The sequence below is a fragment of the Xenorhabdus sp. SGI240 genome (assembly GCF_040081915.1).
GTDB lineage: Bacteria > Pseudomonadota > Gammaproteobacteria > Enterobacterales > Enterobacteriaceae > Xenorhabdus > Xenorhabdus bakwenae.
Map to the genome: position 1 here is coordinate 1 of NZ_JBEBMB010000113.1, position 8,641 is coordinate 8,641.

At 44.0% G+C, this 8,641-nt stretch carries 10 protein-coding genes and 3 pseudogenes; 10 read left to right on the plus strand and 3 right to left on the minus strand.

The genetic code is table 11. From position 1 onward, the window contains the following. Positions 1 to 222: 222 nt before the first annotated feature. Both ABLA76_RS16415 and ABLA76_RS16420 read left to right on the plus strand, forming a co-directional pair. Positions 223 to 681 (plus strand): lysis protein, encoded by a 459-nt coding sequence (locus tag ABLA76_RS16415; RefSeq protein WP_348988743.1) that lies wholly within the window; start codon positions 223 to 225, stop codon positions 679 to 681. Then, positions 678 to 908 carry a hypothetical protein gene (locus tag ABLA76_RS16420; RefSeq protein ID WP_348988744.1) on the plus strand — a complete coding sequence of 77 codons (231 nt, stop codon included), beginning with the start codon at positions 678 to 680 and terminating at the stop codon, positions 906 to 908. The genes ABLA76_RS16415 and ABLA76_RS16420 overlap by 4 nt, the downstream gene beginning before the upstream one ends. A 97-nt stretch (positions 909 to 1,005) precedes the next feature. Here the strand turns inward: ABLA76_RS16420 and ABLA76_RS16425 are convergent, their stop codons facing one another. Continuing rightward, positions 1,006 to 1,182: a hypothetical protein gene (locus ABLA76_RS16425; protein WP_348988745.1), complete on the minus strand. Its 177-nt coding sequence runs from the start codon at positions 1,180 to 1,182 to the stop codon at positions 1,006 to 1,008. A gap of 423 nt (positions 1,183 to 1,605) precedes the next feature. Here ABLA76_RS16425 and ABLA76_RS16430 point away from each other — a divergent pair, with 423 nt between their 5' ends. From ABLA76_RS16430 to ABLA76_RS16440, 3 genes are all read left to right on the plus strand, one after another. Then, positions 1,606 to 2,118: a KilA-N domain-containing protein gene (locus ABLA76_RS16430; protein ID WP_348988746.1), complete on the plus strand. Its 513-nt coding sequence runs from the start codon at positions 1,606 to 1,608 to the stop codon at positions 2,116 to 2,118. Further along, positions 2,118 to 2,522, plus strand: a complete 405-nt coding sequence (locus ABLA76_RS16435; RefSeq protein ID WP_348988747.1) for a hypothetical protein — start codon at positions 2,118 to 2,120, stop codon at positions 2,520 to 2,522. The genes ABLA76_RS16430 and ABLA76_RS16435 overlap by 1 nt, the downstream gene beginning before the upstream one ends. A gap of 158 nt (positions 2,523 to 2,680) precedes the next feature. Next, positions 2,681 to 3,157: a hypothetical protein gene (locus tag ABLA76_RS16440; RefSeq protein ID WP_348988748.1), complete on the plus strand. Its 477-nt coding sequence runs from the start codon at positions 2,681 to 2,683 to the stop codon at positions 3,155 to 3,157. 65 nt (positions 3,158 to 3,222) lie between these two features. Here ABLA76_RS16440 and ABLA76_RS16445 read toward each other — a convergent pair whose 3' ends face one another. Further along, positions 3,223 to 3,738, minus strand: a complete 516-nt coding sequence (locus ABLA76_RS16445; protein ID WP_348988749.1) for a DUF2569 domain-containing protein — start codon at positions 3,736 to 3,738, stop codon at positions 3,223 to 3,225. 92 nt (positions 3,739 to 3,830) lie between these two features. On the opposite strand from ABLA76_RS16445, the gene ABLA76_RS16450 reads away from it, so the two are divergent. From ABLA76_RS16450 to ABLA76_RS16460, 3 genes and pseudogenes are all read left to right on the plus strand, one after another. After that, complete coding sequence (locus ABLA76_RS16450) at positions 3,831 to 4,442, plus strand: terminase small subunit (RefSeq protein ID WP_348988750.1); 612 nt, start codon at positions 3,831 to 3,833, stop codon at positions 4,440 to 4,442. Next, positions 4,423 to 5,691 (plus strand): annotated as a pseudogene (locus ABLA76_RS16455) (PBSX family phage terminase large subunit). Before ABLA76_RS16450 ends, ABLA76_RS16455 begins: the two are co-directional and overlap by 20 nt. 8 nt (positions 5,692 to 5,699) lie before the next feature. Further along, positions 5,700 to 6,809 (plus strand): phage portal protein, encoded by a 1,110-nt coding sequence (locus ABLA76_RS16460; protein WP_348988751.1) that lies wholly within the window; start codon positions 5,700 to 5,702, stop codon positions 6,807 to 6,809. A gap of 125 nt (positions 6,810 to 6,934) precedes the next feature. Here ABLA76_RS16460 and ABLA76_RS16465 read toward each other — a convergent pair. Further along, positions 6,935 to 7,048: pseudogene (locus ABLA76_RS16465) on the minus strand (phage integrase Arm DNA-binding domain-containing protein); the annotation flags it as partial. A 56-nt stretch (positions 7,049 to 7,104) separates the two neighbouring features. Here ABLA76_RS16465 and ABLA76_RS16470 point away from each other — a divergent pair. Together ABLA76_RS16470 and ABLA76_RS16475 are read left to right on the plus strand one after the other, a co-directional pair. Continuing rightward, positions 7,105 to 8,238: pseudogene (locus ABLA76_RS16470) on the plus strand (ISAs1 family transposase). Between the two features lie 73 nt (positions 8,239 to 8,311). After that, complete coding sequence (locus ABLA76_RS16475) at positions 8,312 to 8,491, plus strand: hypothetical protein (RefSeq protein ID WP_348988752.1); 180 nt, start codon at positions 8,312 to 8,314, stop codon at positions 8,489 to 8,491. The last annotated feature ends 150 nt before the right edge of the window (positions 8,492 to 8,641 follow it).

Sequence of the window (8,641 nt, forward strand, 5' to 3'; positions counted from 1 at the left end):
AAAGTCGAGCATCGCGTTATCAATTAGTCCGGTGTGAAAACTGCCACAAGATACACACTGACGCTCCGTTTGGGGCTGGTTTTGAGAATAGATTTAATCATCGTAGATTTTGTAAGCATTGTGGCAGTGAAAAGGGTTTCTACGATTCCATAGAAAAGTGGATTTCTACATCAAAATGGTGGAAGCCCTCAACATGGGGAAGTGGGTATTGGGTGAAGAAAAATGAACAATAGCCAATACTTCACTTTTGGTGTCATGGGGCTGCTCGCTGGTGCGCTCTGGTTCTACTACGGTGAGTATCAGGACAAGGCCAAGGAATACCGTAGCTTAAAGCTACAGTATGAAGAGCAAGTCGCCATCAACACCAACCAGCAAGAGCGCATCAAGCAACTCGCAGAACTAGATACCCGACACACTCAGGAACTCGCCAATGCCAAGACTGAAATCGATACTTTGCGGGCTGATGTTGCCGCTGGTCGTCGCAAGCTGCGCATCAAAGCCACCTGTCCCGTGTCTGAAACCGTTACCTCCGGCAGCGTGGGCGATGCAGGAACCGTCGAACTCACTGGAGAAACTGGATCAACTGTTCTCGATATCCGAGAAGGCATCATCAACGACCGGGCAAAACTGAGATATTTGCAGGATTACATAAACACTGAATGTTACAAGGTGACAAAATGAACGACCAGCAAACCCTACAGCCACACCAACAACGTGTTATTGACGAGTTAGCAGAACTCAATGAGAGAATAGAAAAACTGTCTGTTTTCATAGGTGGCGATACTTATAACACACTGGGGGAGACTGACCGCTACCTGTTAAGGGTGCAACGGTCAGCAATGTATAATTATGCTGAAATTCTGCATATGCGCGTTAAGCGGTTTTCACCACCACCTCAGAGCAAATAATACCAGGGTGGCAGGAGTATGTTAGGACGCAGTGTCATTACGAGAGGACGGCAAGAATGTTACCGTCCGACTCGATTTATTAGTATGTTCAAATTGGTTAATTTGGCGGGGTTACCGGAACAGGAGGAACTACATCGCACCATGGCAACACAGGGATTAACTCGCAAATAGGATCTAAAGGATCCCCCAAGGAAGCACTGGAAATATTGGCGTAAGTTTGCAGTGGTAGAATAGCCGAACCCGCCAACAGGCAAAGAAGAAGATATTTTTTCATTTTATTCACCCTATATTTTGCTGACTACAACAAAGACTAATAAACCCAGTAAACCCATTTCCACACAATAACAAGCGAATAATACTTAACAATTAGTTACTCTCTGAAACTAAATGAAATATTTCTGTGTCCATTCCCTGAGTGGGACAGGTGTATGTTAGAGGGCGGTGTCAGTGGAATAGTTTCTCTCTGTAATCGCTTTGCGATTATATCCAACCAAAGTGATTAAAAAGTGATCTGCATAACATTTACTGCCATCCGTTAACGCGGGTGGCATTTTTGTATCTGAGTTCCGCGCATTCGCACGCGCAAATTTAATCCAAGAACCTACAGAAAGTGAGCCTGAGAAAACCGTTAATTGCGTGGTTATCTTGGGGCGGCTTTTCTGTGCGAACAGGTTCACTTTCTATAGGAAACCACATAATGAAATATCCAACCGTTATTGTTAATGGCGTATCTGTTCGTGTAGATAACGAAGGGCGATATAGCCTGAATGATTTACATGCTGCTGCGGTAGCAAAAGGTGAAGCAACTGAGTCTCAAAGACCAAGTAACTTTATTAAGAGTCAGCAAATCAAGCGCTTTGCTCAAACATTAAGCGAAGCTACAAAAATAGCTTCGGTAAATACCATCAAAGGCGGTGAGGAATCTGGCGTTTGGGGGCTTGAGTTAGTCGCTATCCGGTACGCAGCATGGTTAAACCCGATGTTTGAAATTCGTGTTTATAACACCTTCCGTGATGCTGTACTTCATGGGATTGATGCAATGGCCCGTCTTAATCGTTTGGATCTGACCATTGAAGCGGAAACAAAAGATATCAGTGCCTGCGCCCGAAAAATGAATAACTGGGGAGTGGGAGGGCGGAAGGAGCTATTACTCACTGCCCGTGAGCGAATGATTGAACAAGTTCAACCATTTTTACCGGGGATCGAATAATGGATATGTCGGTAAAGCCCTATGAGTATTTTGGCTGGAGAGTGGCTGAGGCTTATATATATCACTTGGTGGCGACTTGGCGTCGCCCTGTTTATCGCTATGAAACAGGTGATATAGAAGTTAGTCGCTATTTTTTATTTGGTCTCCTTGATGGGTATCTGATGGATAGGAGAGATGCCGGATGGCGAGCTAGGTTCTACGAAAAATTACTCGAACCATTCGATGAGAAGCCTGCCCTCAATACTGTTATCTGTGGTGGAAAAGTGCCTGTTTTGAGTAAGAGGGGCATTAGGTATATGAATGCCCTTGTTCATCAATATGGCGACATGCTAACCGATATCGGTGTGCAAGATGAATACGGAACGTTGATTCCGCCGGAGAGTTACAAGGGTATAAGTTTGTAATGACCAAGCTATCGAGTAGTAGATTTTACAAAATGCTGCAAACGTCATTCCCTGAGTGGCGTTGATAGAATTTTGTAGAGGTTTTGAAGGTAAGTGGTCTCGCTCGAATAGGGGGTTATATAAATTGAGGTAGTTATTTATTCTGAATGAGGTAAAAAATGAAAGGTCAATTGGGGGCACTTAGTATGGATTTCACCATGCCATCGCAAGAGCAACTTCGGCAAATTGTGAATGATATTGAATGGGAATGCGCTGAGAAAAAAGCGCCTGTAAATAATAAAACTAAGCAGTACATAGAAAGTGAAGCAATTAAACGTGTTACTGATTTTATTATGGCAAATTCGAGATTCAATCACACACCAATCAATCAATATCCAGGGGAAAAAGTGGAAACGGGTGTTGGCAGTGATATGCAACAGGATACGAAAAGACCAAAAACCTTCAACTACTGGAGAATTGAAATATTCATTGAAGGTCAAGATATGGCTATCGTGGGATATAGCAAAGACGAGATACCAGTTAGCAACTATGACGACGACTATTTAACCATCTTCCAGAGCACCAGTGGCATCGACATTATCACCATCCCCCTTAGTAGAGTTACCGCTATCAAATCTTACGCAGTGACTATATAAGAAAGATAATGCAACCATTTATTCGAATAGCAATGGTTGCATAAAGTTACAATAAATAGAGACAGCTAATTCACAAAAGTTCTTTTAACTCTGACTGATACTAAGAAATAAGGTATCCATATAACAGCGTGAAAAATAGCACGAATAAAATCCTTTATGTATTCCTTATCAGGAGTTGAATCGATACTAATAGTTAGCAGCATAAATCCACCTTCTATAATTATGTTCAATATGAGTATATAAATATAGAAGCGTGGCGCCTTCTTTGATTTTTTAAAAAAGAATATCGTGGTAGCAATGATCAGCAATAAAGATAATACACATACGATATATATAAGTGTGAATATAAATACACCAAAGATATGCCAATCTTCAGGCAAGTCTTTATACGCTGTATACACTAGCGGGATGCTTGTGGCAATGTCACGTATACCTGCAATTATCATAATTATTAGGCTAATAGCAGGTAGATAAAGCCATCCCCCAATTTTATTAAATGATTTTTCTCCACACGCAGTGCAAGCCTTTGTGTCTTGAGGTATTTCTTTTTCACCGCATTGATTACATGTCCACTTATCCATATGAATCGACCTTTTATGTTTACATAAACTGACGAATTGTAATGCAATTTAAAATGATGACAATAACTAATTAGGCTTACAGAGAATCAAACATGGCACAAAAGAAAATCCAGTTCACTGATGAGCAAAAGGTTCTCTTTGATGCCTTAACTCCACTACAGCAAAAATTCGCACTGGGTATCCTGAAAGGGTTAAATCAAGTCGATGCGTATCGTAAGGCGGGAGGGAAGGCAAAGGGGGAATCTGCCCGAACTCAGGCCAGCCGAATGATAACATTTGATAACGTTAAAACCTTTCTCGACGCCATGAACCAAGAAGCCGTTTCTGATGCGGTGATGAGCCGTCAGGAAGCCTTAGAGCGTCTTTCTGCAATGGGGCGTGTTTCTATTCACGATATCGCCGACTTTCATAACAGTCAGATAGGCGAAGACGACGAGGGGAAACCTGTGTTTCAGGCGACATGGCAATTCAAAGATTCAGCGTTGCAGAACCCGGCAGCACTCAGTGCCATTTCAGAACTGACTACTGGCAAAGACGGTATCAAATTAAAACTCCATGATCCGAAATCTGCCATCAAGCAATTGTCGGAACTACTTGGTTGGGAATCAGCGAAAAAAGTTGATTTGAGTTCTACTGACGGCTCAATGTCCCCCGCTAAGATAATACTGGTACCCGGAGGACAACGTGACAACAGCGAGGATTGAACTCCCGCCTAAACTCATTCCGGTATTCAGTGGTGATTATCGTTATCGTGGCTCATACGGTGGACGTGGTTCAGCTAAAACACGTTCATTTGCGCTAATGACCGCCATTCGCGGTTACATGGTTGCTCAGAACGGGCAATCTGGTGTGATACTTTGCGCTCGTGAATATATGAACTCCCTTGAAGAGTCATCAATGGAAGAAGTGAAGCAAGCAATACGCGCTGTTCCGTGGCTGGCTGACTTCTACGATATTGGCGAAAAATACATTCGAACAAAATGTAAGTCAGTAAGCTATGTCTTTGCCGGATTGAGACACAACCTTGACAGTATTAAGTCCAAGGCAAGAATTTTGATAGCCTGGGTGGATGAAGCGGAATCAGTTTCCGAAACAGCATGGACAAAGCTCACGCCAACCGTTCGTGAATAAGGCTCTGAAATATGGGTAACGTGGAACCCGGAAAGAGAAGGAAGCGCAACGGACAAACGGTTTAGAAAGAACCCACCTGACAATTCAATCGTTGTTGAGATGAATTACGATGATAACCCATGGTTCCCTGATGTGCTGGAAGAGGAAAGGTTAAGTGACCAGGCAAGGTTAGATCCTGCTACTTACTCATGGATTTGGGAAGGTACTTACCTAGAGAACTCCGATAAGCAGGTGTTGGCGAATAAATACGTTATCAAGGAGTTTCCTGATGACCTGTGGCAAAAAGCGGACAGGTTGCTATTTGGTGGCGATTTCGGTTTTGCCAAAGACCCCAGCACACTGATCCGCCAATTTATCCTGGATGGCTGCTTGTATATCGATTATGAGGTTTACGGCGTGGGCGTGGAACTTGACCACATGCCCGCGTTCTATGACAAGGTTCCTGAATCCCGTAAATGGCCTATCAAGGCAGATTCTGCCAGACCGGAAACTATCAGCTATCTCAGGCGGCAAGGGTTCAATATCTCAGCCGCCAGTAAATGGCAGGGCAGCGTTGCGGATGGTATCAGCTATCTACGCAGCTTTAAGCAAATCATCATTCACCCGCGCTGTAAAAACACAGCCAAAGAAGCCCGGCTCTATTCCTACAAAACAGATCGCATTACGGGCGAAGTGTTGCCCGTTATCGAGGATGCCAATAACCACTGCTGGGATGCTGTGAGGTATGGGCTGGATGGGTACATCAAAGGCAGAGGCAGTATCAATATGAACCCGAACATCATTAATCAGGCCATGCGCCATTCACGCACTATTCGCCGGTAAAAATCACTATGGCAAAAAAACAGAAACGCCGGACTGAGCGGTCACGGCGGGGATTTGCATTGTCTCAATCTATAGTGGACAAGCTGGAGTCGGGGCAGTACATCCCGACGCCTGACGAAGTTAGAAATATTTACGGACCGGCAAAAACGCTGGGTGCGCCCAAAGAAGCAACTTTGGCTATGGACGCCTCATTAAGTTCTGCCGGAGCCTACACTCTTATCCAGCACGCGTGGGAGCACGGTCAGGGGTATGCCCTTGGTCCCTCATTTATGGGCTATGCCGCCTTGTCATCATTGACACAGAATGGATTAATTCGGGCGTGCATTGAAACCGTGGTCGATGATATGACGCGGGAGTGGATAGAAATTAAGTCGGTGGAGAGTGGTCAGGGTGATAGTACCGAAGACAAAAAGAAAATCGAAGATGCCCTGATCGATTTCAAGGTGAAAGATATCTTCCATAAGGCAGGTGAGTTTAACGGTTATTTTGGTGGCTGCCTGATATTCATTGATACGGGCGCTACAGATAATCAATTACTGGTGCCATTGGATATCTCAGAAAAATCGGCAGAGCTGAAAAATTTCAAACGTTTTGTGCTGGTGGAGCCTATCAATATCTTTCCGGGTAGATACGAAAGCACCGATCCATTGAGTTCCCGATATTTTAATCCTGATACATGGTGGATACTGGGTAAAGAAGTTCACAGCACCCGCCTGATACGCATTTGTGGCAATGAAGTACCGATTCTACTTAAACCCTCATACAACTTTATGGGCATGCCACAGGCGCAACTACTATATGACTATGTGATCCACTTTCAGGACAGCCGCACCTCCGCTGCGCGGTTGCTGGAGAAATTTTCTCTGACGGCACTGAAAACTGACATGGAAGACATTTTAACCAATCCAAATGCAACCAGGGCACTAGATGGACGACTGGCTTATTTGGCTTCCGTTCGCTCAAACGATGGCATTCTGGCGATTGATAAGGATATGGAGGACATCGTTAAGCTGGAAACGCCACTCTCTGGGGTCACTGATATTGTTCGCCAGATGCTGGAAATGATTGTGGTGATTAACCGTACCTTTATCTCACCTGCGGTTAATCGCTCTTGCTGAATTTTTAAATACTCATCTAACCAGTTTGTTACTGAAATTCCTTTTTTTATCTTTCGTCCAATTGCATCTTTTACTTTTATTAGCTGAGTCATCTTGACCTCAGCTAAACGGGAATTAGCTTCTATAGCAATAGCCCTCGCAGACTCTTCATCATCCCCCAGACCATGAAATTTTCCTGTAACAGGATGTTTATAGCGCCAGCAGGGCGAGAGCGTGAACTTTTTGTTAAAAAATTTCATGTTTGACGAATAAGAAAAAATATAATTTCATACTTCTTTTTTCGGGAAGTATTCTTATGAGTATCGATGCTTTTTCTCAGTATTTCAGTACATTAACAGACCCCCGCCAGTCGTCTAAGATCAGTTACCCTTTGTTTGATGTCCTTTTTTTGTCGATTACAGCCATCATCGCCGGTGCAGAAGGATGGGAAGATATTGAAGATTTCGGCGAAACGTACCTGGACTGGTATCAAGAAAAAACCCTTTTTCCTAATGGAATACCGGGACATGATGCTATCGCTCGCCTGATTTCTCGGCTCAATCCCGTTGAGTTTCAGCACTGTTTTATTCATTGGGTTCAATGGGTTAACGAACGCTCAGAAGGGAAAATTATCGCCATTGACGGAAAAACGTTGCGGGGAACTTATGATGGCAAGAATCGGCAGTCGATGCTCCACATGGTGAGTGCGTTTGCCACCCAGAACGGCGTAGTGATGAGACAACTGAAGACAGACAAAAAGTCAACTTAAATCAATGCCATCACAAAATTACTCCGCTTGCTGGATATCACAGATTGCCTGATAACAATTGATGCGATGGGATGCCAAACGAAGATTGCGGAACAAATTGTGCAGCAGGAAGGTGACTATCTTCTGACGGTGAAAGGGGATCAGGAGACGTTGTATCGCGCGGTTAAGAAGGCGTTGTCAGCCCAAGTTTCTGCCGTGAGTCATACCGAAAATATCACGATAGAACAAGGACATGGTCGTATAGAAGCCCGTGAATATCATGTGTTACCCGCCCAAGCGCTGTCTCAACAATTTCCAGAATGGAAAAACTTAAAAACTGTGGGCGTGGAAATTGGATATCGAATTGATAATAAAGGAAAAGAATCGCTTGATTATCGTTATTACATCAGTTCAGCGGAACTGAGCACCGACAAATTTGCCGCCGCTGTCAGGGGACACTGGGGGATCGAAACCCGATTACATTGGGTTCTTGATGTCACGATAGGAGAAGATGCTTGCCTTATCCACCGGGGAGAATCGGCTGAAATATTGGGATGTATGCGTCACATCAGTGTCAATATGTTGCGGGCAGAGACAACCAAAAAAGCCAGTATTCGCCGAAAACAACGGTTTTCGAGCATGGATATTAACTATTTGGATAAGGTATTAGTTGCAGGGTTTAAGGCATTGGGCAAGAAGTGAACATTCACGCTCTTGCCCTGATAGCGCCAGTAGATTTTTTTGTTCTGGCATCTGTGTAACAGGATAGGCCGGGTTGCCACACGATCCGAAGATAGAGAAGCGCTTCTGTCGTTTCGGGACGGCGGAGCAGGGTATTCGGGCACTCATGAATCTGCTGACCAATTACCACAAAGGTGGACACAATAGCGTATCCAAGATGATTAATCGCTATGCTCCAAATAGCGAGAATAACACCTATCAAGGATGTTGCTAATGCACTGAATGTAGACCCGAATCCAGGGCAAACGGGTCTAAATTGACCAACGGGATTAACTGAGTGCATTCGGTACATAGAAATAGGATTGATAGCTGTTTGTGATTTATAATCAGCATCCTGTTAATGATAACCGTAGAAACTGCCATG